Origin of the sequence: Candidatus Poriferisodalis multihospitum (assembly GCF_028283155.1) — a bacterium.
In the GTDB taxonomy this organism is placed as follows: domain Bacteria; phylum Actinomycetota; class Acidimicrobiia; order Acidimicrobiales; family Poriferisodalaceae; genus Poriferisodalis; species Poriferisodalis multihospitum.
The window spans coordinates 1-25,218 of sequence record NZ_JAPYOK010000105.1; the positions used below are offsets into that span (position 1 = coordinate 1).

A 25,218-nucleotide genomic window follows, 5' to 3' on the forward strand; every position below is an offset into this window, starting at 1 on the left:
GCCGGGTCCTCCCCGCACATCAGCACGCAGTGGGGCCCCGTACCGCTCTGGTCCCCCGGGCGGATTCCGGCGTCCCGCGGGCGGCGGTGACCGTCCGCACGGAGGCGGGCCAGGTGGCGGGCGCGCTCACGCGGGAGCGCCGCCACCCCCCGGAGGCCGTCCGGGCGGACCCCCCGGCGGTGCTCGTCCGGGAGGGCCGCGGGGAGCGCCGCGTGGCGGTCCACGAGGCCGGCCTCGCCGCCGCCGTCGTCGCCAGCGCGAGGAACTGCAACCTCAGCAACTCACCGCCTATACGCCGGTCGATGCGCCCGTTCCCGAGGGCGAGATCGTCATTGAGCGGGGATCGACGGCCCAAGAAGTGGCCGCCCGGCTGAATCGCTCGGCCGCCGACATCGTGCGATTCCTGCTGCAGCAGGGCGAGATGGTGACGGCGACCCAGTCGCTCAGCGATGACATGATCGAGCTGTTCGCTGCCGAGCTCGGCGCCGATGTGCGCATCACCGAGCCCGGCGCGGAACAGGAAGAGGAGCTGCTGCGGGCGCTCGAAGTCGACCTCGCTGAAGACGGCGCTCAGATCCGGCCTCCGGTGGTCACGGTCATGGGCCACGTCGACCACGGAAAGACGTTGCTGCTGGACCGCATCCGCTCCTCGAACGTCGTTGAGGGCGAGGCGGGCGGCATCACGCAGCACATCGGCGCGTACCAGACCACGCGGAGCGATCACCGGATCACGTTCATCGACACACCCGGCCACGAGGCCTTTACCGCGATGCGAGCAAGGGGAGCGCAGGCCACCGATGTCGTGGTGCTGGTGGTGGCGGCCGACGATGGCGTCATGCCGCAGACGGCCGAAGCCATTGATCACGCGCAGGCGGCCGACGTGCCGATCATCGTCGCCATCAACAAGATGGATCGGCCCGGTGCCGACGCCGATCGGGTGCGAGCCCAGCTGGCCGAACGGGGCTTGGTGCCCGAGTCCTACGGCGGCGAAGTGATCACCGTGCCCATGTCGGCCATGACGGGTGAGGGCATCGATGAGCTGCTCGACCAGATCCTGCTCGTCGCAGAGCTCGAGGAGCTCACCGCCCCTGCGTTAGGACGTGCAGTTGGCATCGTGCTCGAGGCCCATCTCGATCGCGGCCGCGGACCGGTTGCGACGGTGCTGGTGGAGCGCGGCACGCTGCGCATCGGTGAGCCGATGGTTGCCGGCGCAGCGTGGGGCCGAGTGCGTGCCATGACTGACGATCGCGGCGCCCCGCTCAGCGAGGCGGGGCCGTCCATGCCTGTGGAGGTGCTCGGTCTCGGCGAGGTGGCACGCTCGGGTGACCTGTTCGTAGTGGCACCAGACGAGAAGACTGCGGGCAAGGTGGCAGAGACCCGTGAGCACTGGCAGCGCCAGGCCAGCTTGGCCGGCACTGCTGGCGGAAGCGGCGGCGGCGCCCGGCTGGAGGACATCTTCAAGCAGGTACAGGCCGGCGAGACGGCCACCCTCAATCTGGTCCTCAAGGCAGATGTCCACGGCTCGCTCGAGGCGGTCACCGACAGCCTGCGCAAGCTCGAGCGCGAAGACGTCAAGCTCTCCTTTGTGAGCCGTGGCGTCGGCGGCATCAATGAGAACGACGTGCAGCTTGCCGCCGCATCGGAAGCCACGATCATCGGCTTCAACGTGCGTCCCGACCGCAATGCGCGCCAGACGGCCGAAACCGAGGACGTCGAAGTCCGGCTATATGAGATCATCTACGACCTCATATCCGATGTGCAGAACGCCATGGTCGGCTTGCTCGAGCCGGAATTCGAGGAGATCGTCGCAGGCGAGGCGCAGGTGCGCCAGGTCTTTCGCATCTCGGGCGTGGGACCCGTGGCCGGCTGCGTCGTGGAGCACGGAAACGTGCGCAGCGGCGCCAAGGTCAGGTTCTTGCGTGACGGCACGATCATCTGGAAAGGCTCGATCTCCTCGCTGCGGCACTTCCAAGACGACGTCGCTGAGGTGTCGGCGGGCATGGAGTGCGGCATCGGTCTCTCTGACTTCTCCGATCTGAAAGAGGGCGATGTGATCGAGACGTACACCGAGCGCGAGATCGCCCGCGTCGCCTGACGGAGCACCCGCCCGATGGCCCGTCGCTCCCGCCGCCGGCGGCGCACGATGCCGACTGCGCACCGATACGAGCGGACCGATCGGGTCGCCCAGCTCGTGCGCGGCATCGTGGCATCGGAGATGGAACGGCTCGACGAGTCGTTCGAGGGCATCGTGATCGCCGGTGTGGATGTCGATCGTGAGCTGAGCGTCGCCGTCGTGCACTACGACGTGCGCGACGACGATGCTGCAGACAGGGCGGCTGCGGCGTTCGACGAGCACCATCACCGACTCCAGCGGGCTCTTGGCGCGAGCACCAGCCTGAGACGCACTCCCACGCTTCGCTTCCGCCGCGACCGGGGCGCTGTTGCTGCCGAGCGGATTGAAGATCTGCTCGCCGGTCTGTCCGACCCGCGGGACGAGGAGTCCTGAACAGCATGGCGCGACGCCGTCCGGCCACCGTTCATGGCAGCGTCATCGTCGACAAGCCGCCGGGGCCCACGTCGCACGACGTAGTGGCCCTGCTGCGCCGCCGATTCGGCGAGCGGCGTATCGGCCACGCTGGCACGCTCGATCCGACCGCAACGGGCGTTTTGGTGGTCGGCATCGGCAGTGCGACGCGCCTGCTGCGATTCGCCACCGCAGGCCGCAAGAGCTATGAGTGCGAAATCGTGTTCGGGATCGAGACCAGCACACTCGATGCTGCTGGCGAGACCATCGCGACTTGGTGCATGGACCTCGATCCGACCGAGGTGGCCGACGCAGCTGCGGGTTTCGTCGGCTCCATCTCCCAGCTGCCGCCGATGGTGTCTGCCGTCCGTGTCGGCGGTCGCCGCCTGCACGAGATCGCCCGGTCCGGCGAAGCGGCAGAACGCGTGCCACGCCAGGTCGAGGTTTACCGATTCGATGTGGAGCCCACCGGTGATCCGCAGGTGTATCGGGCGTCGGTCGACTGTTCCGCCGGTACCTACGTCAGGACACTCGGCGCCGACTTGGGGAGCGGGCTCGGCGGCGGGGCTCACATTCGAGCGCTCCGGCGGACGCGCAGCGGCTCGTTCTCGCTGGCCGAGGCCGAGCTCCCCGAACAGGCGGCGCTGCGACCGCCCGGCGAGCTGGTTCGTGACCTGGTTCAGATCCGTCTGTCCGAAGACGACGCCGCCAACGCCCGCCAAGGCGCTCATTTGGCCGCTCATCGCTACGACGGCTCGGGCCCGTGGACGCTCTTCGATCCCGACGGTCGGCTCGTCGCGGTGCATGAGCGCGCTGACGGTCGCCTGCGGGCGACGGTCCTGCCCCCGTAGAGCGTGCGCGGACCGGCCTCTGAGTAGCGTTGCGCGCATGGAGGTCATCCGCGACTTGGATTGGTGCCCGGTGCTCGAGCACGGCAGCGTCGTGACCGTGGGGGAGTACGACGGCGTCCACCGCGGACACCGGACCGTGATCTCTGAGATGCATCGCCTCGCAGCGGAGCGAGGATGCGCGACGGCGGTCGTGACCTTCGACCGTCATCCCGCCACCGTGGTGCGACCGGAATCCGCCCCGCTGCTGCTGTGCGACCTCGACCACAAGCTCGAACTGCTGGCCGAGACCGGCGTCGACTTCACGCTGGTGGTCACCTTCGACGAAGCACAGGCGGCCGTGCCTGCCGAGCAGTTCGCACAGGAGATACTCGTCAGATGCCTGTCAGCACGCGCTGTTGTGGTCGGCGCCGACTTCCATTTCGGCAAGGGACGCCGGGGCAATATCGAGACGCTGCGCCAGGTCGGCGCCACTTACGGCTACGAAGTGGTCGGGCTCCCGCTGGTGAAGCAGATGACCGGCGACGGCGACGTGATCTCGTCAACGTCGATCCGCGAGGCGCTTGCTGCGGGTGATGTGGAGCGGGCCCACCGGCTGCTCGGGCGGCCGTTCGAAGTCCGTGGCGTCGTCACGCTCGGCGACCGCCGCGGCCGCCAGATCGGTGTGCCCACTGCCAACCTGCCCACCACTCCCGATCTGCAGATACCGGCTGATGGCGTGTACGCGGCATGGTATGTGCGCCCCGATGGCGCCCAATACCCAGCGGCCGTCAACATCGGCCGTCGCCCGACGTTCTACGAGTTCGCCGAGCGCTCGCTCATCGAAGCGCACCTGATTGGCTTCCGCGGAGATCTTTACGACGAGACCGCCAAGGTCCGCTTCGTCCGCAGGCTGCGGCCCGAGCGCCGCTTCGACAGCGTCGACGAACTGAAAGCTCAGCTTCGCCGAGACATCGAAGACGCCGCAAAATGCCTGCACACCTGATTCGCCTGGCACAGCTGCCATAGCTGAGGGTCCTGCCGCCTCCCCAGCGGGCGCACCACAGTTCTGCTGGTAGCCTGCACGGCTGACAAGAGACAGAAGACCACGGCCGGGTTGTCCGGTCGGCTCGTCGCAGCAGGCCTCCCTTCGGCCCTGCGGCGGCAACACAGAGGGAATACAGCAACGGCATGAGTGCCAAGAGATCAAGTCCAGCGGCCTCGGTGATCGACGAACATCGCCATTCCGAGGCCGATACCGGATCGCCCGAGGTGCAGGTCGCTCAGTTGAGCGCCCGGATTGACCACCTCACCGAACACCTCCAGACCCACCACAAGGATCACCACAGCCGCCGAGGGCTGTTGAAGCTCGTCGGACGACGGCGCAGGTTGCTCGACTACCTGAACGCCAACGACGTCGAGCGGTACCGGGCTTTGATCGCAAAGCTCGGCCTTCGGCGCTGACCACCGATCCCCACCCCCACAACAGGAGCAGACATGGCTGAAGCCATTTCGGTCACCGGTCCCATCGCGGGCACCGACAAGACCATCACCTTCGAGACCGGCGTGCTTGCCGGGCTCGCAAACGGGGCGGTCACGTCCCGCATCGGCGACACGCAGGTGCTCGTCACCGCGACCGCGTCGAGCCGCCCACGCGACGGCGCATCGTTCTTCCCGCTCACCGTCGACATCGAGGAGCGCATGTACGCAGTGGGCCGGATTCCCGGCTCGTTCTTCCGGCGAGAGGGGCGTGCATCCGACGATGCGATCCTGGTGTGCCGGCTGATCGACCGCCCGCTGCGGCCGAACTTCCCGGGCGACTACCGCCACGACACCCACATCGTGGGCACGATTCTGGGCGCGGATCACGTGAATCCGTATGACCTCGTGGCACTGAACGGCGCGTCGGCGGCCCTGTGGCTGAGCGGCATACCGTTCGAGTGCCCGATTGCCGGTGTGCGCATCGCCTATTCCACCGACGGCGAGTGGATTCCCTTTGCCACCCACGAAGAGTCCGACGCGGCCACGTTCGAGATGGTCGTGGCCGGTCGCCAGCTCGACAGCGGCGACATTGCCGTGATGATGGTGGAGGCGGGCGGCACCGAGAAGGCGTTCGAGTACTACGCCGAGGGCGCGCCGAAGGTCACCGAAGACGTGCTTGCGAGCGGTCTCGAGGCCTCCAAGCAGTGGATCGACGACATCATCGAACTGCAGAAATCGCTGCGCCGGATGGTCGAGGAACAATCCGGCCCGATCTCGGTGATGGAGTACACGTCCAGCAAGGACTACTCCGACGAGGTACTCGACCGCGTGCGCGAGGTCGCCGCCGATCGCATGCGTGAGGTCATGGCGATCGCCGACAAGGCTGACCGCGAGGCGGCGCAATCCGAGACCAGCAGCGCTGTGGTTGACGAGGTTGCCGCAGAATTCGCCGACCTTGATGGCGCCAAGGATCAGATTCGTGAGGCCGTCAGGTCGCTGTCGAAGGAGATCGTGCGGGAACGCATCGTGGCCGACGGCTTCCGTATCGATGGGCGCGCTACAGATGAGGTTCGGCCGCTCTCGTCAGTTGCGGGCTACCTCGGCCGTACCGCTCACGGCTCGGGACTGTTCCAGCGCGGCGAGACCCAGGTGCTGAACGTCACCACTTTGGCGATGTCCCGGATGGAGCAGATCGTCGACACCCTGAATCCCCAGGACCGGCGCCGGTTCATGCACCACTACAACTTCCCGCCGTTCTCGACCGGCGAAGCCGGTTTCATGCGGGGCCCGAAGCGGCGCGAGATCGGGCACGGCGCACTCGCCGAGCGAGCGATCTTTCCGGTCATCCCGTCCAAGGAAGACTTCCCGTACGCCATCCGGCTGGTGTCCGACGTGCTCACGTCCAACGGGTCCACCTCGATGGGGTCGGTGTGCGCATCGTCGCTGTCGCTCATGGATGCCGGCGTGCCGATCGTGGACCACGTCGCTGGCGTGGCGATGGGACTGGTGTATGCCGATGGCAAGTACGTGACGCTCACCGACATCCTGGGCGCCGAAGACGCCTTCGGCGACATGGATTTCAAGGTCGCCGGCACCGAAGATGCGATCACGGCGCTCCAGCTCGACACGAAGATCGAAGGCATTCCCGCCGAGGTACTGGCCCAGGCGCTGCAGCAGGCGCGGCAGGCTCGCCTGCAGATCCTTGAGGTCATGCGCGCAGCAATTGCCGAGCCGAGGCCCGACGTGGGTGAGACGGCGCCAAAGATCACCAGCTTCGAGATCCCGATCGACAAGATCGCCGAGGTCATCGGACCGCGGGGCAAGGTCATCAACTCCATCCAGGAAGAGACCGGTGCTGACATCAATGTCGACGACGACGGCACCGTGGGCACCGTCAGCATCGGCGCCACCGACCGTGAGGTCGTTGAAGAGGCCGAGCGGCAGATCCGGCTGATCGTCAACCCGCCGACACCCGACGTGGGTGCCACCTACGAGGGCCGCGTGGTCAACATCACCAAGTTCGGCGCGTTCGTGAACGTGCTGCCCGGCACCGACGGATTGCTGCACATCTCCAAGCTGGGCGGCAGGCGGCGGCTGAATTCGGTCGAGGAAGTGCTCGAACTCGGTGACGTGGTCAGCGTGATTGTCGAGGAGATCGACCCCAACGGCAAGATCAGTCTCTCGCCGGCCGATCCGACCCAGGTCGGCGGCTCCGAGGGCGATGCGGACGGGGCCGACGACGGCGCGCCACCGCGGCGTGAACGCGGCCGCGACCGGGACAGGGGCGGCAGCGGCAACGGCACACGCCGGTCCCGCACGCCGGTGGCCGCCGCAGTGCCAGCAGGCGATGGTGCAGATGCACCTGCTGCCGACGGCGACGACGAGGGCGGCGCCGCATCGGCACCGAGCGGCACTGCCCGTGAGGACGTCTCGTTCGGCGAGCACTTTGAGCAGATCGCCAAGGACGTCTACGGCGACCTCGGGCCTGAGCTCGAGCAGTCCGGGCGAGGATCAGGCCGCCGCCGCGGCCGCCGCTGAGCGGCTCGACCAGCGGGCGGGCCCGTACAGCGTCCTGCTCGCACACAACGAGGCGTTCTGACGCGCTACTAGCGTGACCGTCGTGAGAGTGCTGGTGTTCGGCGCAGGCGGGCGTATGGGCGCAACCGTCTGTGAGGCGGTTGCCGCTGATGACGACCTGGAGTTGGCGGCCGGTGTGGATCCCGGTGCGCCGGGCCAGCGAGACGTCACCGACAGCATCGACATTGTCGCGTCGGTCGCGGACATCGACCCGGCTGCCGTCGACGTGGCTGTCGATTTCACGGTTGCCGCGGCAGCCCGCGAGAACTTGGCCGCCGAGCTGGCGGCGCCGTTCTTCCCGACGGCCGAAGTGATCGAGCTGCATCACGACAACAAGGTGGATGCACCCTCTGGCACTGCCATGCAGACCGTGCGTGCCATGGCAGAGGCCTCCGATGACTGGGGGCCCGACCCCACCCGTGACGAGGTGGTGCCGGGCGCCCGCGGCGGCAAGGGTCCCGGCGGCATTCCCGTTCACTCGGTCCGGCTGCGGGGGCTGGTGGCGCACCAGCAGGTGCTGCTGGGCACAGCCGGCGAGACGCTCACCATCCGCCACGACAGTCTGGACCGGGTGTCGTTCATGCCGGGTGTGCTGCTCGCCTGCAAGTCCATCGGTGACTACCCCGGCGTCACGATCGGCCTCGATACGTACCTGCAGCTCTAGCCGGTGAGTGCAGCCGACCAGCGGCAGGGACTCTGGGAGCTGGCCCACGAACGCGGGATGAGCCGCCGCCGCTTCCTGTGGCTGCTGTCAGCGGGTGGGGCAACCGCCGTGCTGGCCGCCTGCACGGGGACCCGGGTTCCGGCTGAGACGCTGGCGCCGACGGCTCCGGCTGCCGAGATGTTGCCGTGGTTCAAGGATCCGGACCCGTTCATCGTGCGCGGCACTTCGGGCCTCGAAGCCCGTCTCGAGAACCTGGACGGGCTGATCACGCCCGAACGATTCTTCTTCGTGCGAAACAACTCGGTCAGCCTCGATGTCGCGGTCGACGACTGGTCACTGAGCATCACCGGCGACGCCGTGCCTGCTGCGGTCGAGATGTCCTACGACGACGTGCTCGCGATGGAGAGCCGAACGCTGGAGGCGTATCTCGAATGCGCCGGGAACCACCGTGCCATGTTCGACCTGGTCAATGGCCAGGCGGCTGAGGGGACGCAGTGGGGGACTGGCGCCGTCGGCAATGCCACCTGGACCGGGGTACCGCTCGCTGATGTCCTGCGGGCGGCGGGCATCAGCTACGACGCCGTCAGCGTGATGCTGATCGGCATGGACGTCGATTCGCCCGAGATGGGCTTCCGCCGCGTGATTCCTGCGGCCAAGGCAATGGACCCTGACACGCTGCTGGTGCACGGCATGAACGGCAGCGCGCTGCCGCGTGACCACGGCTACCCGCTGCGGGCGCTCATTCCCGGCTGGGTGGGCAGCACCAGCATCAAGTGGCTCAGCCAAATCGTGGTCTCCGCGGATCAGCAGTGGGCCCGCAACAACACGACGTCGTATGTGCTGATCGGCGATGCGTACCCACCCGAGGGAGAGGCGCTCGGCGAGGTGGCGACCGCTCAGACCATCAAGAGTGCCCTGGCGCTGCCCTGGCCCGCTGAGCTCGATGCGGGCGTCCACCGCATCGGCGGCTATGCCCATTCGCCGGCAGGGAGGGTCGCCGCGGTGGAGTGGAGCGACGACTCGGGCCGATCGTGGCGCGAAGCACAACTCGTGGGACGCCAGGCGCGGCTGGGCTGGGCTCGATTCGAGTTCCGGTGGGATGCGCCGGCCGGCGAGCACACCGTGATGACCCGGGCCACCGATACCGCCGGCAACGCCCAACCCGAACAGGTGCCGTTCAACAAGAAGGGCTACCTCTTCAACCAGCCGGTGCCGCACCCCGTCAGGGTCGTGTGACATCAGCGAGGCGCGACGGTCACACCGTCAGATTGCGATTAATCGAGGGAGATGACGGCGGCGGAGATGGCGGGGCGGCGACGGGTGCGGTTGCCGACGAAGCGACCGGTGGCGCGGCGCACGACACGCTGTATCTCGTCTGGATCGGGGCTGGACCGTGATCCCTTGACGGCCTGTGCGACGGCCTGGGCGATGTCGGTGGCGAGGGCTTCGACGACGTCTGCGTGCTTGGTCACGTCGAGCCAGCCTCGTGAGGCGACGTCGGGTGTTGCCGCCAGACGGCCCTTCCGGTCGAGCACGACGGTCACGTGCACGAATCCTGCCGTCAGGGCCAAGCGCTCGTCGATGACTTCGGTGTCGGGATCGTCGAGCGTCCCGTCTACGTAGTGGTACGGCGCCGGAACCCCGCCACGCACTTGGAGCTCGTTGCCCTTGAGCGTGATCTGTGCTCCGTCGGTCAGCGTCAGCACTCGCTTGGCCTTCATCCCCACCTCACGGGCAAGTCCGGCATGGCGAGCCAGCATGTGGAACTCGCCCTCGATCGGAACGAACCAGCGCGGGCGGCACGCCTGGTGCAGCTCGCGCAGCTCGTCGCGCTGGGCGTGCCCGGACGTGTGCACCAACTCGTGCCCGTCGTGGATCACCTCGGCACCCTGGCGGGCCAGTCGCGACACCATGCGGAACACGGCTCGCTCGTTGCCCGGGATCGGATGGCTCGACAGGATCACCGTGTCGTCGGCTCCGGTCGTCACGTCGGAGTGCGCTCCGCCGGCGATCTGCGACAGCGCTGCGCCAGGTTCGCCCTGACTGCCAGTGCAGACGATGCAGACCTCGTCGGGGTTGAAGCGGTCGAGCTGTTCGACGCCGAACAGCGCACGCTCCGGGACGTCCAGAACCCCCAGCTGGCGTGCGATGCGGACGTTGTTCACCATCGAGCGACCCACCGGTACCACCACGCGGCCTTCCGATATGGCGGCATCGCAGATCTGCTGGACCCGGTGCAGGTGACTGGCGAAGCAGCTCACGATCAGACGCCGATCCGGGCGCTCGCTGAACAGCCGGCGGAGCGTCGCGCCGATCTCGGTCTCTGACGCGCTGCGGCCCGGCCGGTCGGCGTTGGTGGAATCGGCCATGAGCAGGGCGATGCCCTCGTCGCCCAGCCCCCGCAGGCGCTCTAGGTCGGTCAGCCGACCATCCACCGGAGAGGGGTCGATCTTGAAGTCGCCCGTGTGCACCAGTGCTCCGACCGGCGTGTGCAGCACGATGCACAGGCTCTGGGGCACCGAGTGGGTGATCGGCAGCGCTTCGACATCGAACGGGCCGATCCTGCGGCGTTCGCCGTCGCCGATGACATGGAACGACGTGCGGTCTGCCAGGCGTGCCTCGGTCACCTTGTGCTCCGCCAGCGCCATGGACAGCGCCGACCCGTACAGGGGCACCTCGATGTTGCGCAGGAAGTGCGGCACTCCGCCGAGATGGTCCTCGTGACCGTGGGTGACCACCAGCCCGACGATGTCGCGGGCACGCGAATTGAGCCAGTTCATGTCGGGCAGCACATGCTGCACGCCGGGCATGATCGCCGGGTCAGGAAACATCACCCCGAAATCGATGACGAGCAGCTTGCCGCTCTGCTCGACCACGGTGCAGTTGCGCCCGACATCGCCCAGCCCGCCCAGGAAGGTGACGGTTACCGGCGACGTGTCGCGTTTCTTCCCGCTGCTCCTGTTGTCCCGCCGACGCGATCGACCGCTGTGCCGCGCGGACCCAGGCGAGCTCAAGTCTGCTTCAGTCGGGCGTAGACCTCTCGGGCGCGGTCCTCCAGACCGTCGGGTGTCGGGCCCATCGGCAGGCGCGGCTCGCCGACCGGGAGTCCCAGCGTGCGCAGCATCGCCTTGGTCGGCACCGGGTTGGGCGCCGCGTCGCCGGTTTCGAAGTCGTAGCTCTCGAGCAGGGCGGCGTTGATCTCGCGGGCCTTGGTGGCGTCGCCTGCATCCCAGGCGTCGAACATGGCGACGTGCTCGGGAATGCTCCAGTGCGCCGCCACGCTGATCACACCCACTGCGCCGACGGCCAGCAGCGGCAGCGTGAATGTGTCGTCGCCGCTGTACACCTCGAAGCCTTCCGGAGCTTCGGCGATGACCTTCGCCGTCTCGCCGGGATTCCCGGCGGCGTCCTTCACCGCCACGATGTTCGGGATCTGCGCCAGCTCCAGCAGCGTGGGCGTGTTGATCTTGCGCCCCGTGCGCACTGGGATGTCGTACATGACGATCGGCAGGTCGGTGCACTCGGCAACTGCGGCGAAGTGCGCTGCGATGCCAGCCTGCGAGGGCCGGTTGTAGTACGGCGTGACAGCCAGGATGCCGTCGACACCCAGCTCGGCGGCCTTGCGGGTCTGGCTCACCGAATGAGCCGTGTCGTTGGTGGTGGTGCCGGCCACAACCGGCACCGTGACGGCCTCCGCCACGGCCCGCCAGAGTTCCCAATCTTCTTCATCGGTGATGGTGGGAGCCTCACCGGTCGTGCCGGTGATCACGAGGCCCTCGGCGCCCTCGCCTACGAGCCAGCGGGCCAGCGTCACCCCAGCATCCACGTCCAGCGATCCATCTGCCGCGAAGGGCGTGATCATCGCCGGAACCACTCGTCCGAATCGCGCGCTCATGGGTTGGAGACTACTGCTGTGCCCGCGACCGCCTGCAACTGATTAAGCGGGTTGCGGCGGCTTTTCGGGCCTCAGACGCTGCCCTCGTCGGCCCGGTTGATGCCGAGCGTGGCCAGCAGATCCTCGTGCAGCTCGAACCACACCGTGTGGTAGCTGGGCATCATCGGCTTGGTGAGGTAGTCCAGCTCGCCGTCGTGCAGCCGGTTGAGCGCCTCGGCGAACCTGGGCGCGTAGTTGTCGTAGCGGGCCATCACGCTGCAGAGCTGGTCGAGCACCCCGTCGAGCTCATCGTGCAGCGTCTGCAGCCGGCTGATGATGGCCGCGTCGTAGTCCGGATCACCGTGGTCATTGAGTCGCCCGCCGTCGCCGGGCCCCGCGTCAGCCACAGCCGGGTGATCTTCGGGAAGCACCTGCCAATCGGTGCACAGCTGGAGCATCTTGGGGTTCAGCGCCAGGAATTCCCGGTAGGCCGTCGTGACGGCGTCGCGGGCACCGGCCGCATCCAGCTCAGCGGCCAGCGCGGTCTCGCCGTCGTCGCGGCCGGTTGGGGTGAGGATGAACTTCGGCACCCCGCCGACCTCGCGGAACATGCAGTGCCCGGCAGCGTCCAGTTCCGCCAGCAGCCACTCGGTGTCGTCAGGCTCGAGCCCGTGGATCGCAGCGACGTCGTCGATCTCGCCCAGGCCCTTCAAGCGCAGTGCCAGCCAGACGAGCAGGCGCGATTCGGAGCGGTGCGGAGTGCTCACGCCGGGCTCACTCCACCACGAGATCTGCGAAGCGGTCTCGCAGCGTCTTCTTGGAGAACTTGCCCGTCGAGGTCTTCGGAACCTCGTCGATGATCTGGGTCGCGCTCGGCAACCACCACTTCGCCATCCGCGGCGTCAGGTACTCGATGAGTTCGTCGTGGGTGATCATTTCCCCCTCGACCGGCACCACGCAGGCCATGGGCCGTTCCATCCAGCGGTCAGAGGCAACGGCGACCACCGCGGCCTCTGCAACCTTGGGGTGGCTCATGATCTCGTTCTCCACCTCGGCCGAGCTGATCCACTCGCCGCCGGACTTGATGAGATCCTTGGTGCGGTCCACCAGCCTGATGTAGCCGTTCGGGTCGCAGGTGGCCACGTCGCCGGTGCGAAGCCAGCCGTCGGCCGTGAACGAGTCGGCGGCGTCGGGCCGGTTGTAGTACGAGCCGGTCACATAGGGGCCGCGAACGTGCAGCTCGCCGGATGACTCGCCGTCGCGGGGCAGCTCATTGGTGGTGTCGGGCTCGCAGATGCGGAACTCCACGGTCGGCAGGATCGTGCCGACGGTGGTGCGCAGGTCGGCCTTGGCATCGTCGTCCAGACCCTGCTGGCCGGAGCGGATGTGAGCGATCGAGCACAGCGGGCTGGTCTCGGTCATGCCCCACGCCTGCAGGATCGGCAGCCCCACCGCCTCCCGGTACCCCTCAGACAGCGCCTTGGGCACCGCCGAGCCGCCGCAGGGAATGGCACGCAGGCTCGACACGTCGCGCCCTTCCAGCTCACCCAGCACGCCCATCCAGATTGTGGGAACCCCCGCAGCGAGCGTGACTCGCTCGGTCTCCATCAGCTCCGCCAGCGGTTTGGGCGCCAGGTTCGGGCCGGGGTTGACGAGCTTGGCCCCGGCGGCCACCGCCGCATGGCTCAGACCCCAGCTGTTGGCGTGGAACATCGGTACGACCGGCATGACCACATCGCTCTCGCACACTCCGGCCGAGTCGACCAGCATCGCTGCGAGGGTGTGGAGGTAGGTGGAGCGGTGGCTGTACACCACGCCCTTGGGCTCGCCGGTGGTGCCGCTCGTGTAGCACATGGATGCTGCCTGGCGTTCGTCGGCGACGCGGAACGCCGCTGGCGAGGCCGCCGCCAGCAGCTCCTCGTAGTCGATGATGCGCGGGTCGTCGGGAATCTCGGGTCCGGCGCCGCTGCCCGAGTCGTCCATCACCACGACGTGGCGGACGGTGGCCATCTCGTCCACCAGCGGCCACAGCAGCGGCAGCAGCGACCGGTCGGCGAAGATCACCTCGTCTTCTGCGTGATTCGCGATGTAGGTGACCTGCTCGGCGAACAGCCGGATGTTGAGCGTGTGCAGCACCCGACCCGAGCAGGGAGCGGCGAAGTACAGCTCGAGGTGACGGTCGGTGTTCCACGCAAATGTGGCCACGCGGCCATCCGCGGAAACGCCGAGATCGTCGAGTGCGCCGCCGAGCAGCCGAGTCCGTTCGGCCCAGCGCCCGTAGTTCGTGCGCTCGATGCCGGTCGCGGTGGCAGTCACCAGCTCCTTGTCCGCGAACAGCGTCTCGGCGCGTTCGAACAGCGGGTCCAAGGTGAGGGGCACATCCATCATCGTCGAATCCATGACGCCGCAGGCTAGAGGGCATGGGGCGCCGCCTCGAAGGGCTGTGCAGGTGCGTTCGAACACCGGCGCTAGGGGTGCGCCGGTGCGTAGCCTCGGCCGCGGTGGCTGACGACGGCGGGGACGAATCAACGGCGGATGGAGACGCCGCTGCCGAGGGGCCATCGTCGGGCCCGGTGATCACCGACGCAGATCGACGGCGGATGCAGCTGCTGGCTGCGGTGCCGGTGGGCTTCGCCTTGGCGGCCTATGCAGGGCAGATCTTCTTCGCTGCGCTCATTGCGCGGGCGCCGCTGCTGTTGCTGTCGCTGAACGCAACCGACCCCATCCTGCTCGGCGTGGCGCACCAGGCTCCCCTGTGGGCCTTCATGGCGATCGGGCTCACTCGCCTGTTCATCACCGACCCGTTCCTGTACCGGCTCGGCTACGACTACGGCCCCAATGCAAAGGCCTATCTGGCCGGCGAGTTCGGCGCCCGCAGCCGCATCATCCGCACCATGGACTGGCTGGAGCGCTGGTTCCCGCGGGCGGGCTGGTTGCTGCTGTTCGCCGTTCCCGGCTACCCGATGTGCTTGCTGTCGGGCATCGCACGGATGCGTCAAGTGCCATTTGTGGTGGTGAACCTCGCTGGCACCTTCACTCGCCTGGCGCTGGTGTGGTGGGTTGCCGATCTGTTCGCTGGACCCCTCGGAGCGGTCATCAGGTTCATCAATCGCTACTCGATCCCCTTCACCGTGGCGATGTTCGTGCTGGTTGCGGTGCAGACTGCCCGCAATCAGCGCCGGAACGCGGCCGCAGAGCAGCGTTCCTTCGAGGCAGGAACAGACGACGCATAGTCGGCGGGGTCTCCAATGGTCCAGCCCTGCCTCGGTACTCTCGCTGAGGTGAGTGCGCGTGGCACCGCCGGGGCCAATGGCTCAAAGGACGCGTCCAAGTCGTCGTCCGCACACGACGGCCGCAGCGGGTTTTCGCGCGTAGTTCGCAATGCCCTGAGCGGCCGATCTCGCGAGATCGTGGCGCTGTCGCTGTTCGCGCTCGCTGTGATCTGCGCGTTGGGGCTGCTGGGCGACCGAGCGGGCGTCGTGGGCCGAGTCTTGGAGAGCGCGCTCGCAGTTCTGCTGGGCGTGTTCCGGTACGTCGTGCCGATCCTGCTCATCTGGATCGGCGTCGCGCTCGCCCGCATGACCGCTTCGGAGCGGAGCGGCCGTGCGGCGTTCGGGCTGAGCATGCTCACGGTTGCATTCGCTGCGGCCGCACACCTGTCCGGATCCGCCGACGGCTTGGGATCGCTGGAGGACCTGCGAGGCAGCGGGGGGGTGCTGGGTGCCGTTGTTGCCGAGCCCCTGCGACGCCTGATCGACGATCCCGCGACATGGGTGCTGCTGCTGCTGGTGATGCTGTTCGCAGTCATGATCGTCGCCAACATCGGCCTCGGCCAGGTGTTGCGATGGATGTGGACCGGTCTGTCTGCGCTCGGTCAGAAGCTGAGCGGCTCGCTGTCGAAGGGCGCCCGGAGCCTGCAGCGCGTCGGCGAGGATCCCGAACCTCCGTCGTTCGGGGAAGAGCAGTACGACCTGGAGACTGAGCCGGCTGGCCAGACTCCGGGTCTGGACCTGGGCACCTCGGAGGCCAGCGAGGCGGCATCCGACGAGGCTGTCTTCGAGCCATCGCCCCCGCAGTTCGTAGAGCCTCCCTCCGACCAAGCCGTCCCGACACCTGTGCCGGCGGCCCTCGCGGCCAGCAAGGGCACGGGAGGGAGTAGCCAGCGTCCGCGCTGGAAGCTGCCGAAGAAGTCGATGCTGAAGCGCAGCGGCACCCAGCAGTTCGACCGGGCCCAGCTGTCGGCGGGCGCTGCGGCACTGGTGGCGGCACTGGCCAGTCACGGCGTCGAAACTCAGGTCACCGGCTGGGAGCCTGGCCCGACGGTCACGCGCTACGAGCTGAAGCTGGGTCCGGGCGTGAAGGTGTCGCGGGTCACAGCCCTGCACAAGGACATCGCGTACGCCATGGCCGCCGCCGATGTCCGGATCCTCGCGCCGATCCCCGGCCGGTCGGCGATCGGCATCGAGGTACCCAACTCCGACCGTCACCTGGTCGCGCTCGGCGACATCCTGTCCGCCAAGGCCGCAACCGAAGCCATGCATCCGCTCGAAGTGGCGATGGGCAAGGACATCTCGGGTCGTGAGGTCATGCTCAACCTGGCCACGATGCCCCATGTGCTCATTGCCGGCGCGACCGGCTCGGGCAAGTCGTCGTGCATCAACTCGATCATCGCGTCGCTGCTCATGCGGTCCACGCCCGATGAGGTCCGAATGATCCTCGTCGATCCCAAACGGGTGGAGCTCGGGCAGTACGACGGCCTGCCGCACCTGTTGACAGCCGTGGTGACCGAGCCGCGCAAGGCGGCAAATGCCCTGGCGTGGGCTGTGAAGGAGATGGAGCGCCGCTACGACGTGCTGTCCGAGGCGGGCTTTCGCGACATCACCGGGTACAACGCGGCCGTGCTCGACGGTGCGCTGCACAGCGACGAGAGCGAGCTGCTGGGCAACGACCAGCCGCACGAGTCGATGCCCTTCATCGTCGTCGTCGTCGACGAGCTGAACGACCTCATGATGGTGGCGGCCCGCGACGTCGAGGAGTCCATCATCCGCCTGGCTCAGATGGCCCGTGCCGTCGGCGTCCACCTCGTCGTTGCCACCCAGCGCCCGAGCGTGAACGTCATCACCGGGGTGATCAAGGCCAACATTCCAAGCCGGCTGGCATTTGCCGTGTCCAGCCTGGCTGACAGCCGGGTCATCCTGGATCAGCCCGGCGCCGAACGGCTGGTGGGCCAGGGCGACATGCTGCTGCTGTCGGCGAACTCCAGCACGCCGCGCCGCATCCAAGGCGCGTGGGTGAGCGAGTCGGAGGTTGCCCATGTGGTGGCTCACTGGCGCCGCCAGGCACCCGATGTCGAATACGTGGAAGGCGTGGAGGGCACTGACGATTCGGATGGCAGCAGCATCCTGCCAGGCGGCACCACCGGCGATGCCGACGACGACGAGCTGCTGCGCCAGGCAATGGCGATCGTGGTGGAGACCCAACTCGGCTCGACATCCATGCTGCAGCGGAAGCTGAAAGTCGGCTTCGCCCGCGCCGGACGGCTGATGGACTTGCTCGAGCAGCGAGGCGTGGTGGGTCCGTCGCAGGGCTCCAAGGCCCGCGACGTGCTGATGACGCCCGAGGAACTGGCGAACGCGCTGGGAGAGTGACGGCGAGCGGCGCCGCTCGCCGCTGGATCAGAGGCCGACGCGGATCTGCAGGTTGCGGGGGCCGCGCACCTGCACGCCGCCCCATTCCACGCCTCCGCGCCCGACATCGGTGGCGAGCTCGAAGTTCGGGAACCGCGCCAGCCACTCCTCGATGGCGACCTTCAGCTCCATGCGGGCCAGATTGGAGCCCAAGCAGCGGTGGATCCCGAGCCCGAACGCGAAGTGGCGGTTCTCGGCCCGGTCGATGACGACCTCGTCAGGACGGTCGAACTTGGACGGATCGCGATTTCCCGCACCGAAGGGGAGCAGCACCTTGTCGCCCTTGGCGACGGGGCAGCCGCCGATCTCGGCGTCGTCAGCAGCGGTGACGCGGGCCATGGTGACCGGGGAGTAGGCACGCAGGAATTCCTCGATGGCGGTGGGGATGAGCTCGGGTTCGGCCACGAGCCGCTCGCGGTCGGCAGGGTTCATGGCCAAGTGCATCAAGCTGGCCGAGATCGAGCTCCACGTGGTGTCGATGCCCGCCAGCAGCAGCAGGAAGCTGGCGCCGGTGATGTGGTGGTTGGCCAGCGGATCGCCGTTGGGCAGCTTCATGTCGAGCAGCTTCGACGGCAGGTCGTCTGCGCGTTCCTGGCGCCGCTGGTCGGTGAGCTCGCCGAAGTAGTGGAGCACCTCGCGGGTCGCGTTGGCCCGCCGGTCGAACTCGTCGCCCTTGGACTGCAGTACGTCCACTGCCCAGCGGGTGAACTTGGGCTCGTCCGACTCAGGCAGTCCCAGGATGCGGGCGATGACGCGCACGGGAATGTGCTTGGAATAGGTGTCGGCGGCATCCGTGACGCCGATGCGACCTTCGTCTGTCCCCGTCTCGGCGGCGATGGCGTCGAGGCGCTCGCGGGCGATGCTGCGGGTGACCTCGACCATTTCCTCCACGGCTGTAGGGCCGAAGAACGGCAGCAGCAGTCGGCGCGCGTCGGTGTGGAATGGCGGGTCCGAGGTGATCGGCGGGGCGGTGAGCAGCCCGACGCCTTCAGGCGTGGGTGCCACGGCGATGTCGCGAGAACTGAAGTTCTCGGTGTCGTAGGCGACCGCTGTTATGTCGTCCCACGTCGTGGGCATCCAGTGCCCGTCATTGTGGGGGCTGTGGGCGACGGGACATTCGGCGCGCAGCTCGTCCCACACGTCTGCGGCGCCCTGGATGTACTCGTCGCTGTAGACGTCGAAGTCCCGCTCTGCAGATGCGCTGTCGGTGTCAGCAGTCGTGCTCATGGCGGCTCCTTTGAGTCCCCGCGGGCGCGGTCCAAGGCGCTTCCCAGCGTAGGCGACGGGTTCTACGCTGCGCCGTAGTACTGACCAGGCACGAGCGGCCGCTTCGGCCGGCTCGAGGGGGGCACATGTCGGCACACGCAGGTCATGGAGCACACGCGTCGGTCGAGGCGGCGCAGCTCAACGAGGTGGCCCCGGGCGTGTACAGCTACGTGCAGCCCGATGGCACCTGGTTCATCAACAACATGGGATTCATCGCCGGATCCAGCGCTGTCGTGTCGATCGACACCACCTCCACGGAGCGCCGCAACAAGGCCTATCTCGACGCCATTGCGTCGGTGACGTCCTACCCGGTGAAGGTTGTGGTCAACACCCATCATCACGCCGACCACACCCACGGCAACTACCAGTTCACTGACGCCACGATCATCTCGCACGCCAGGTGCCGTGACGTGATGGTGGCCGCCGGCATCCCCGACTACAGCGCCGTGTTCCCCGGCGTCGAGTGGGGGGACCTGCAGTTCCGGGCGCCTGACGTGACCTTCGAAGGCTCGATGGTGCTGCATCTCGACGACCGTCGCATCGAGCTGTCGGACCTGGGCTTCGTAGCCCACACCGACGGCGACATCGTGGCGTGGCTGCCCGATTGCCGGGTGCTGTTCTGCGGCGACCTGATCTTCCACGGCGGCACGCCCTTCGCGCTGTTCGGGTCGGTGTCCGGGACGATCCAGGCGATGGATGTCATCGAGAGCTTCGGAGCAGATGTGATCGTGCCGGGCCACGGCCCGCACTTCGGTGGCGACGACATCGCTCGCGTCCTCGACGAGCAGCGCTCCTACCTGCGCTTCGTGCAGGAAGCGGCCGCCGAGGGGATCACTGCAGGCAGGACGCCGCTTGAGCAGGCCCAGGCCACCGACCTCGGCCCGCACGGTCGCTACACCGACCCCGAGCGTCTCGCCGGCAACCTTCACGTCGCCTACCGCGAAGCTCAGTCCACCGACTACGAGTTCCCCGGCGTCCCCCAAGCGATCATGGACATGGTCGCCTACAACGGCGGCGCGTTGCCGCGTTGTGTGGCCTGAGTTCGGGCGCTGCCGGCAGGAGGCGACCCATCAAGATCAGCGCCTACAACGGCGGCGCGTTGCCGCGTTGTGTGGCCTGAGTACCTGCGCCACTGCGCGGCGCGCGCACAATGGTTCCTTGGCTGCGGCGGTTCGTGGAACGGTTGACGGATTCGTGCCACTATCAGCCGGATTTGGGAGGCGTCGATGGGTAGATCACTGCGTGAGCGCCTGGCTGCTGCCCCGATCACATGGGGCGTATGCGAGGTGCCGGGATGGGGATACCAGCTCAGCCCCGACGAAGTCCTCTCCGACATGGCTGCCCTGGGCTTCACGCGCACGGAATTCGGTTCAGTGGGCTTCTTGCCGGCTGACGGCCACGAGCTCGCCGCAGTGCTGGGGCGCCACGGGCTGTCGCTGCTCGGCGGTTTCGTCGCCGTGGTGCTGCACGATCCCGAGCGCCTTGAGGCGGAGATGGCGCGCGTGGCTTCGGTCGTCGACCAGATGGCCTCCGCCGGCGGAACCTGGTTCGTCAGCTGCCCGGTCTTCGACCACGATGACTGGCAGCGACCCGGACTTGAGGACACGCAGTGGAACCGTGTGTTTGAGGGCCTGGCGGCGATTGACGACGTGACGGCCGAAGCGGGGATGAGACATGCGTTCCATCCCCATGTAGACTCGCTAGTCCAGGACGATGTTGAGACACGAGCAGTGCTCGAGCACACCGACACGCAGATTGTGCTCGACACGGCACATCTCACCTTGGGCGGCACCGATCCCGCAGCATTGGTGGACAGCCACGGCCATCGCGTCGGGCTGGTGCACCTCAAGGACGTCGACGCCGCGGTGGCCGAGCGCCTGCGCCGTGGCGAGGACAGCCTGATGAGTGCGGTCCAACGGGGGCTCTTCCCCCCGCTGGGTCAGGGTGTGGTTCCGCTGACCGAGATCATCCGCGCGTTGGAGCAGGCGCGGCCCGACCTGTGGTACGTGCTCGAGCAGGACGCCGCGCTCAGCGGACCCGACGCCGATGATGTGGAACGGTTGCGGAGCGGCGTCGTTCAGAGCTTGCAGTTTGTGCAAGACTTCGATCTCGCGCGCTAGCGCCCTAGGGGAATCGGGTGTGGGCGTCGTGCTATTTCACGTACCCGGGAGGACGTACAGAATGAAGCGCATCTACAAACTGATCTCGCTGTTGGCAGTCGTCACACTGCTGGCCGCAGCGTGCTCGAGTGACGACGGCGACACCGCTGACGCACCGGCGCCTGCCGAGACGACGGAGGCCGCATCGGATGCGACCGAGGTCACGCTCACCCAGAGCGACTGCGACAAGACCTATCACGTGATCACACACGGCGACTCGGGCACGTTCTGGTCGGTCGTAGAGGTAGCGGTAGCGGACGCCGCCGAAGCCGTCGGCTGCGACGTCGTCTACTTCGGAGCGAACAACGATGCACAGGCGCAGTCGCAGGCCATTGAGGGTGCGATCGCCGACGGTTCCGACGGCATCGCCATCTCCCTGGCGGACCCGGCGGGTCTCGAAGCGGCCGCCCGTGCGGTCGTGGCGGCGGGCATCCCGCTCTACACGCTGAATTCCGGCGTCAACAACTACAAGGACCTCGGCGCGGTGACCCACATCGGCCAGACCGAGATCGTGGCCGGCAACGGCGCCGGCGAGCGCTTCAACGCCCTGGGCGCAACCCATGTGCTGTGCGCTCGCCAGGAGCAGGCCAACATCGGCCTCGAAGAGCGCTGCCAGGGCCTTGCGGAGACCTTCGACGGCCAGGTGACCTCGGAGTTCGTCGGTCTTGACGCGAACCCCGATGAGCAGGAGCAGACCATCGCCTCGATCCTCACCGCGGACTCCAGCATCGACGCCGTGCTCGGCGTGGGCCCGAACCTGCCGCTGCGTGCGCTCGACGCCGCCGAGTCGGCAGGGCGCACGCTGCACATCGGCGGCTTCGACCTGTCATCCGACCTGATTTCGGCCATCGAAGCGGGTGACATCGCCTTCACCGTCGACCAGCAGCAGTACCTGCAGGGCTACATTCCGGTCATCCTCATGCACCTGCAAGCGACAAACCAGAACACCGCGGGCGGTGGCTTGCCGATCCTCACCGGTCCTGGCTTCGTCACGCCTGACAACGCCGCCGAGGTCGCCGCGCTCGTCAGCGAAGGCACGAGGTAACCCTCCCCGTGGCGGCCTTCACCGCCGGCGGGGCCGACGAACGGCTCGCATATCGCGGGCCGATCCAGCAGCTGCTCACCCGTCCTGAGATAGGTGCGCTGCTGGGCCTCGCCGGCGTGTGGCTGCTCTTCTGGCTGACATCGGAGGCCTTCGGCACCGCCGGGGGCACGGCCAACTTCCTCGACGTCGCAGCGCTGCTCGGCATCATGGCGGTGCCGGTGGCGCTGCTGATGATCGGCGGCGAGTTCGACCTGTCGTCGGGCGCGATGACCGGCGCCACCGCCATATTCGTCATTTTGATGAGCCGCGAGGTGGGCGAGCTCGGGGGCGCGGGCTTCAGCCTGCACCTGGCCGTGCCGCTGTCGCTGTGCTTCGCGCTGGCGATCGGCTGGTTCAACGGCACGCTGGTCGAACGCACGTCACTGCCCAGTTTCATCGTGACGCTGGGCACGTTCTTCATCCTCATCGGTGCCAAGCTCGGCTTCGGCAAGCTGTTCACCAACAAGGTCATCGTCGAGGGGCTCGACGAGGCGCAGGGCTACGCCTTCTGGGACGACATCTTCGGCGCGGAGTGGATCCGCAACCAGCACATCTGGGACGGCCGCGACTGGGCATGGGCGGGGCTGCTCATGCTGGCCGGCGTCGCTTTGCTGCTGGGGCTGCTGGAGATGAGCTACACGCGACGGGCCGACCCGCCGTCGTGGGCGTCGCCCGGTGCGTTCGCCGGTGCTGTTGCGGCGCCGCTGTTCGGCTTCGTCATGCTCTTGACGACCGACGGCACGGCATCGAATTGGTTGTGGGGGGCAGTCATCACCATCGGGACGCTGGCAGGCGTCGCGACATGGTGCAGCTCCCGCTACGAACCGGTGCAGCGCCACGGCGGTGCTCTCGACAGCCGCGCTCTGCGGATGGTCGGCATCGGCATCGGTGCTGTGGTGGTCGCTGTCGTGCTGGCACTCGTCATGGATGCGACCAACGCCGATCAGCTCGGCTTCCTCGGCGGCGGCCTCGGGCGTGTGATCTTCGCCATCGGCATCGCCGCCACCGGCGTGCTGGCCGCGCTGGCCGCAACCGGCCACGTCCGCTCGAGCGCTCCGGTCATCGGCGTCGTCGTGGCCCTGCTGCCCGCCATCAGCTTCATGATGACCATCCAGGCTGCTCGGGCATTGCTGTTCGTCGGTCTCGCACTGGCCGGCGTCATCGCTCTGATGCTGGTGACGGCGCGAGCTGACGTGTCGCTGTGGCTGCCGATGGCCACCGCAGTCATCGTCGCCGTTGCCGCATTCGTGGTGCAGGCCGAGTCTGCATCGCGCAAGTTGCGTGTCGAGCTGTTCTCGGTGCTGCTGCTGATCGCGCTCGCGCTTGCGGCAACCGCGGTGGCCCGGGCTCTTGCGCAGCGTCGCACCACGGCGGTGCCGGTGCCGCAGATGGGGATGTGGCCTCGCGTCGCGCTGACTGCCGGCGGGGCTGCTGCGGTCGTGTTTGCGGTGATCGAGCTGATCGACGGCGACGGCCTGCTCTACGCGCTGTCGACCGGTGCCGCCAAGGGCGGCGCGATCGCGCTGGGCATCTTCGCCATTGGCACCTTCTACCGGTTGCTGTTCAGCAGCGACGAGGGCATGGGCCGGCCCCTCGTGACGGTCGGCTTGGCGGCCGCAGGATTGGCGCTCGCGGTCAAGCTGATGTTCATCACCACCTTGGAGGAGGAGGCGACCCAGGCGGTCACCCGGTTCCGGGTCTCGGTGCTCTTCTACCTGCTGTTCGCCGCAGCGGGAGCGTGGGTGCTGGCAAAGACACGCTTCGGCAGTTGGACCTTCGCCGTCGGCGGCAACAAGGACGCCGCCCGGTCGGTGGGTGTCCCGGCCGCCCGCACCAAGACGACGCTGTTCATGCTCGTGTCGGTCTGTGCCTGGGTCGCGGGAATGCTCATCGCATTCCGCCTCAACTCGGTGCAGGCCAACGTCGGCGACGGCAACGAGTTCCGCTACATCATCGTGGCGGTCGTGGGTGGCAACCTGCTGACCGGCGGCTACGGCTCGGCGATCGGCGCGGGGATCGGCGCACTCATCTGGGGGATGATCAGCCAGGGCATCGGCTTCGCACGCTGGAACACCGACTGGCGCTTCCTCGTAGCGACTCGCTGATCGAGCTCCGCGGCATCTCGAAGTTCTACGGCAACATCATCGCCCTCACCGGAGTGTCCACCACGGTCAATCCCGGCGAGGTGACGTGTGTGCTCGGCGACAACGGCGCCGGCAAGTCGACCTTCATCAAGATCCTCGCCGGCGTGCATCAGCACGACGAGGGCCAGCTCCTGCTCGAAGGCGAGGAGGTCACGTTCTCCTCGCCCCGCGCCGCTCTCGCAGCCGGCATCGCCACCGTTTACCAAGACTTGGCCATGGTGCCGCTGATGTCGGTGTGGCGGAATTTCTTCCTCGGCGCCGAACCCACCAGGGGCTTCGGTCCGTTCCGGCAGATCGACATCGAGAAGGCCAAGCAGATCGCCAAAGAGCAGCTCGCCGAGATGGGCATCGACATCCGCGACACCGAGCAGCCGGTCGGCACGCTGTCCGGCGGCGAGCGCCAATCGGTGGCGATTGCACGAGCCAGCTACTTCGGCGCCCGTGTGCTGATCCTCGACGAGCCCACCTCAGCGCTCGGCGTGAAGCAGTCCGGAGTAGTCCTGCGGCGCATCGTGGAGGCGCGAGATCGCGGGCTCGCAGTCATATTCATCACGCACAATCCCAACCACGCCTACCCGGTCGGCGATCGCTTCGTGATCCTCAATCGCGGTCATTCCATGGGCAACTTCGCCAAGGAAGACATCTCGCAGGCCGAGCTCACCCAGATGATGGCCGGCGGAGCGGAGCTCGAAGCGCTGCAGCACGAGCTGGCGACGCACTGAGCCTGTCGATGAGACGGCGCTTGGGCATAGCTGTAGTGGGCTTCGGCTGGATGGGCCAGGCGCATGCACGCTCGGTCATGCGCATTCCGAGCCTGTTCGACGAGCGCAGCTACACGCCTGAACTCGTCGTATGTGCCGACACGGTGGAGGAGCGGCGCACGATGGCCCGCGAGGGCTTCGGCTTCGGCGACACAACCGACGACTGGCG

20 protein-coding genes and 1 pseudogene are annotated in these 25,218 nt (G+C 67.6%); 16 read left to right on the plus strand and 5 right to left on the minus strand.

The genetic code is table 11. The features are described from left to right. Positions 1-331: 331 nt before the first annotated feature. The 8 genes from infB to VI480_RS12010 all read left to right on the plus strand — a co-directional run bounded on the left by infB (position 332) and on the right by VI480_RS12010 (position 9,310). Positions 332-2,095: a translation initiation factor IF-2 gene (infB, locus tag VI480_RS11975; RefSeq protein ID WP_323673101.1), complete on the plus strand. Its 1,764-nt coding sequence runs from the start codon at positions 332-334 to the stop codon at positions 2,093-2,095. 48 nt (positions 2,096-2,143) lie between these two features. Next, on the plus strand, positions 2,144-2,506 hold the full coding sequence (locus tag VI480_RS11980) for a ribosome-binding factor A (protein WP_323673081.1): 363 nt from the start codon (positions 2,144-2,146) through the stop codon (positions 2,504-2,506). Positions 2,507-2,511: 5 nt separating this feature from the next. Beyond that, the gene (truB, locus tag VI480_RS11985) at positions 2,512-3,375 is read left to right on the plus strand and encodes a tRNA pseudouridine(55) synthase TruB (protein ID WP_323673082.1); all 864 of its coding nucleotides are present in this window, start codon (positions 2,512-2,514) and stop codon (positions 3,373-3,375) included. 37 nt (positions 3,376-3,412) lie between these two features. Next, entirely contained in the window at positions 3,413-4,357 is a 945-nt protein-coding gene (locus VI480_RS11990) for a bifunctional riboflavin kinase/FAD synthetase (protein WP_323673083.1), read from the plus strand. Positions 4,358-4,542: 185 nt separating this feature from the next. Further along, positions 4,543-4,815 (plus strand): 30S ribosomal protein S15, encoded by a 273-nt coding sequence (gene rpsO, locus VI480_RS11995; RefSeq protein WP_323673084.1) that lies wholly within the window; start codon positions 4,543-4,545, stop codon positions 4,813-4,815. Between the two features lie 33 nt (positions 4,816-4,848). Then, positions 4,849-7,371 carry a polyribonucleotide nucleotidyltransferase gene (locus VI480_RS12000; protein ID WP_323673085.1) on the plus strand — a complete coding sequence of 841 codons (2,523 nt, stop codon included), beginning with the start codon at positions 4,849-4,851 and terminating at the stop codon, positions 7,369-7,371. 82 nt (positions 7,372-7,453) lie between these two features. After that, positions 7,454-8,074, plus strand: coding sequence for a 4-hydroxy-tetrahydrodipicolinate reductase (locus VI480_RS12005; protein ID WP_323673086.1), 621 nt, complete (start codon positions 7,454-7,456; stop codon positions 8,072-8,074). Positions 8,075-8,077: 3 nt separating this feature from the next. Further along, the gene (locus tag VI480_RS12010; RefSeq protein ID WP_323673087.1) at positions 8,078-9,310 is read left to right on the plus strand and encodes a sulfite oxidase; all 1,233 of its coding nucleotides are present in this window, start codon (positions 8,078-8,080) and stop codon (positions 9,308-9,310) included. Positions 9,311-9,348: 38 nt separating this feature from the next. Here VI480_RS12010 and VI480_RS12015 read toward each other — a convergent pair whose 3' ends face one another. The 4 genes from VI480_RS12015 to VI480_RS12030 form a co-directional block, all read right to left on the minus strand. Beyond that, on the minus strand, positions 9,349-11,088 hold the full coding sequence (locus tag VI480_RS12015) for a ribonuclease J (protein WP_323673088.1): 1,740 nt from the start codon (positions 11,086-11,088) through the stop codon (positions 9,349-9,351). After that, positions 11,085-11,969, minus strand: a complete 885-nt coding sequence (dapA, locus tag VI480_RS12020; protein WP_323673089.1) for a 4-hydroxy-tetrahydrodipicolinate synthase — start codon at positions 11,967-11,969, stop codon at positions 11,085-11,087. Before dapA ends, VI480_RS12015 begins: the two co-directional genes overlap by 4 nt. A gap of 71 nt (positions 11,970-12,040) precedes the next feature. Continuing rightward, the gene (locus VI480_RS12025) at positions 12,041-12,715 is read right to left on the minus strand and encodes a hypothetical protein (protein WP_323673090.1); all 675 of its coding nucleotides are present in this window, start codon (positions 12,713-12,715) and stop codon (positions 12,041-12,043) included. A gap of 7 nt (positions 12,716-12,722) precedes the next feature. Beyond that, positions 12,723-14,348 carry a long-chain fatty acid--CoA ligase gene (locus tag VI480_RS12030; RefSeq protein WP_323673091.1) on the minus strand — a complete coding sequence of 542 codons (1,626 nt, stop codon included), beginning with the start codon at positions 14,346-14,348 and terminating at the stop codon, positions 12,723-12,725. Positions 14,349-14,449: 101 nt separating this feature from the next. Here VI480_RS12030 and VI480_RS12035 point away from each other — a divergent pair, with 101 nt between their 5' ends. Together VI480_RS12035 and VI480_RS12040 are read left to right on the plus strand one after the other, a co-directional pair. Beyond that, entirely contained in the window at positions 14,450-15,181 is a 732-nt protein-coding gene (locus VI480_RS12035; RefSeq protein ID WP_323673092.1) for a hypothetical protein, read from the plus strand. Positions 15,182-15,229: 48 nt separating this feature from the next. Beyond that, a complete protein-coding gene (locus VI480_RS12040; protein WP_323673093.1) occupies positions 15,230-17,596 on the plus strand; it encodes a DNA translocase FtsK in 2,367 nt (788 codons plus the stop codon). A 27-nt stretch (positions 17,597-17,623) separates the two neighbouring features. On the opposite strand, the gene VI480_RS12045 is transcribed toward VI480_RS12040, so the two are convergent. Next, positions 17,624-18,862, minus strand: a complete 1,239-nt coding sequence (locus VI480_RS12045) for a cytochrome P450 (RefSeq protein WP_323673094.1) — start codon at positions 18,860-18,862, stop codon at positions 17,624-17,626. Positions 18,863-18,987: 125 nt separating this feature from the next. Between VI480_RS12045 and VI480_RS12050 the strand changes: the two genes are divergently transcribed. The 6 genes and pseudogenes from VI480_RS12050 to VI480_RS12075 form a co-directional block, all read left to right on the plus strand. Further along, complete coding sequence (locus VI480_RS12050) at positions 18,988-19,941, plus strand: MBL fold metallo-hydrolase (RefSeq protein ID WP_323673095.1); 954 nt, start codon at positions 18,988-18,990, stop codon at positions 19,939-19,941. A 186-nt stretch (positions 19,942-20,127) separates the two neighbouring features. Then, positions 20,128-21,021, plus strand: a complete 894-nt coding sequence (locus VI480_RS12055; RefSeq protein ID WP_323673096.1) for a sugar phosphate isomerase/epimerase — start codon at positions 20,128-20,130, stop codon at positions 21,019-21,021. A gap of 61 nt (positions 21,022-21,082) precedes the next feature. Then, positions 21,083-22,105, plus strand: coding sequence for a substrate-binding domain-containing protein (locus VI480_RS12060; protein ID WP_323673097.1), 1,023 nt, complete (start codon positions 21,083-21,085; stop codon positions 22,103-22,105). A gap of 8 nt (positions 22,106-22,113) precedes the next feature. Beyond that, positions 22,114-24,249: an ABC transporter permease gene (locus VI480_RS12065; protein WP_323673098.1), complete on the plus strand. Its 2,136-nt coding sequence runs from the start codon at positions 22,114-22,116 to the stop codon at positions 24,247-24,249. After that, the gene (locus VI480_RS12070) at positions 24,222-25,010 is read left to right on the plus strand and encodes an ATP-binding cassette domain-containing protein (RefSeq protein ID WP_416246687.1); all 789 of its coding nucleotides are present in this window, start codon (positions 24,222-24,224) and stop codon (positions 25,008-25,010) included. The genes VI480_RS12065 and VI480_RS12070 overlap by 28 nt, the downstream gene beginning before the upstream one ends. Before the next feature lie 8 nt (positions 25,011-25,018). Further along, positions 25,019-25,218, plus strand: a pseudogene (locus tag VI480_RS12075) (gfo/Idh/MocA family oxidoreductase); the annotation flags it as partial.

What these genes read in the sequence shown, in the direction of transcription:
- VI480_RS11980 (WP_323673081.1), top strand. Translation starts at nt 2,144, where the DNA reads ATGCCGACTGCGCACCGATACGAGCGGACCGATCGGGTCGCCCAGCTC.
- truB (WP_323673082.1), top strand. Translation starts at nt 2,512, where the DNA reads ATGGCGCGACGCCGTCCGGCCACCGTTCATGGCAGCGTCATCGTCGAC.
- VI480_RS11990 (WP_323673083.1), top strand. Translation starts at nt 3,413, where the DNA reads ATGGAGGTCATCCGCGACTTGGATTGGTGCCCGGTGCTCGAGCACGGC.
- rpsO (WP_323673084.1), top strand. Translation starts at nt 4,543, where the DNA reads ATGAGTGCCAAGAGATCAAGTCCAGCGGCCTCGGTGATCGACGAACAT.
- VI480_RS12000 (WP_323673085.1), top strand. Translation starts at nt 4,849, where the DNA reads ATGGCTGAAGCCATTTCGGTCACCGGTCCCATCGCGGGCACCGACAAG.
- dapA (WP_323673089.1), bottom strand. Translation starts at nt 11,969, where the DNA reads ATGAGCGCGCGATTCGGACGAGTGGTTCCGGCGATGATCACGCCCTTC.
- VI480_RS12030 (WP_323673091.1), bottom strand. Translation starts at nt 14,348, where the DNA reads ATGGATTCGACGATGATGGATGTGCCCCTCACCTTGGACCCGCTGTTC.
- VI480_RS12045 (WP_323673094.1), bottom strand. Translation starts at nt 18,862, where the DNA reads ATGAGCACGACTGCTGACACCGACAGCGCATCTGCAGAGCGGGACTTC.
- VI480_RS12050 (WP_323673095.1), top strand. Translation starts at nt 18,988, where the DNA reads ATGTCGGCACACGCAGGTCATGGAGCACACGCGTCGGTCGAGGCGGCG.
- VI480_RS12055 (WP_323673096.1), top strand. Translation starts at nt 20,128, where the DNA reads ATGGGTAGATCACTGCGTGAGCGCCTGGCTGCTGCCCCGATCACATGG.
- VI480_RS12060 (WP_323673097.1), top strand. Translation starts at nt 21,083, where the DNA reads ATGAAGCGCATCTACAAACTGATCTCGCTGTTGGCAGTCGTCACACTG.